Source organism: Pseudomonas sp. NPDC088885 (genome assembly GCF_044750025.1).
Taxonomy (GTDB): Bacteria; Pseudomonadota; Gammaproteobacteria; order Pseudomonadales; family Pseudomonadaceae; genus Aquipseudomonas; species Aquipseudomonas rustica.
Genome location: NZ_JBIVJB010000265.1, coordinates 1 through 1,057, shown reverse-complemented (window position 1 = coordinate 1,057; position 1,057 = coordinate 1). Strand labels below are relative to the sequence as shown.

Sequence of the window (1,057 nt, the reverse complement as noted above, 5' to 3'; positions counted from 1 at the left end):
TGGCGATGCTCAAAAAGCCTAACGCGAGCAAGCCAACCAGCAATGTCTGCGTGATGAAACCGATGTGCTTGCCAGTCAGATTCAGCAGCACCAACTCCAAGGCCGACAAAGAGCTGATGCACCTGGGTCTGGCAGACGAATCCGTCTGCATCGGCCCGGCGTCTGCCGCTCAGTCCTACCTGCACATCCCGGCCATCATCGCTGCCGCTGAAGTGACTGGCGCTACCGCCATTCACCCAGGCTACGGTTTCCTCGCGGAAAACGCCGATTTTGCCGAGCAAGTCGAGAACTCCGGCTTCGCTTTCATTGGCCCGAAAGCCGACACCATTCGCCTGATGGGCGACAAGGTTTCGGCCAAGCACGCGATGATCGAAGCAGGTGTGCCAACCGTTCCAGGTTCCGACGGCCCACTGCCGGAAGACGAAGAAACGGCGCTGCGCATTGGTCGTGAAGTCGGCTACCCGGTGATCATCAAAGCCGCTGGCGGCGGTGGTGGTCGCGGCATGCGCGTTGTGCACAAGGAAGAAGACCTGATCTCCTTTGCCAAGCTGACCCGCACCGAAGCTGGCGCGGCGTTCGGCAACCCGATGGTCTATCTGGAAAAATTCCTCACCAACCCGCGCCACGTCGAAGTTCAGGTGCTGTCCGACGGCCAGGGTCATGCGATCCACCTGGGCGACCGCGATTGCTCGCTGCAACGTCGTCACCAGAAAGTTCTCGAAGAAGCGCCGGCACCGGGCATCGACGAGCAGGCGCGTCAGGAAGTACTGGCTCGCTGCGTCAAGGCGTGCATCGACATCGGTTACCGCGGCGCGGGTACTTTCGAGTTCCTGTACGAGAACGGTCGTTTCTACTTCATCGAAATGAACACCCGTGTTCAGGTGGAGCACCCGGTTTCGGAAATGGTCACCGGCATCGACATCGTCAAGGAGATGCTCAGCATCGCCGCTGGCAACAAGCTGTCGTTCACTCAGGATGATGTGGTCATCCGCGGTCACTCGCTGGAATGCCGGATCAACGCTGAAGACCCGAAAACCTTCATGCCGAGCCCGGGTAC

The 1,057-nt window shown here is 59.8% G+C and carries 1 pseudogene; it reads left to right on the top strand.

The annotated features are described in order from the left end of the window. Positions 1 to 95: 95 nt before the first annotated feature. Positions 96 to 1,057, top strand: a pseudogene (locus ACIP1X_RS29115) (biotin carboxylase N-terminal domain-containing protein); the annotation flags it as partial.